The organism is Photobacterium lipolyticum, from assembly GCF_003026475.1.
GTDB lineage: Bacteria > Pseudomonadota > Gammaproteobacteria > Enterobacterales > Vibrionaceae > Photobacterium > Photobacterium lipolyticum.
Genome location: NZ_PYMC01000060.1, coordinates 1 through 568 on the forward strand (window position 1 = coordinate 1; position 568 = coordinate 568).

Below are 568 nucleotides of genomic sequence, written 5' to 3' on the forward strand. Positions count from 1 at the left end.
ATAACGCCTGCAATAAGGTGCCACACACTGAACCAACAAAGCACACCGAACTCCATACCAAAAATGCCGAGTGTAACTGGTCACCTTGATTGCCTTGTTATGTTTATGCTACACCCGGCATTGACCCAATCGGAACATATCTCTTTTCACTAAACTCTGATGTTTCAAATACTCCAAGAACCTTATACTTTTTAGTCCTTGTTTCCATGTTCTCAAAGCTATCTAGGTCCGATTGCTCGTTGAACATAAAACTCATAAGTCTTGTAGGGTCCAATATTTTAGTCCCTTCATCTAATTCAAATTCTTGCACCAGTAAAAACTTCTTATATCCATTATTTTTAGCTTGTAAAGCTGCCCGATAAACATAATTAGAGACTAATGGAAGCTCTTCATGCTTCAATTTAACCACTTGAAAATTTTTAGGTACTTTTACTGGCGAAGTCGAAAACCTTTCATTATTCATTGAGATTGTTTCATTACCTGTTGATACACAACCTGAAACAAACATCAATATAAGCGTTGCGATTAAACATTTAACTTTCATATTACTCCTTATAAACATAACGCC

At 36.1% G+C, this 568-nt stretch carries 1 protein-coding gene; it reads right to left on the minus strand.

The features are described from left to right. Window positions 1-103 precede the first annotated feature (103 nt). Window positions 104-568, minus strand: a 465-nt coding sequence (locus C9I89_RS22305) for a hypothetical protein (protein ID WP_211315298.1), incomplete at its 5' end; no start/stop codon positions are given.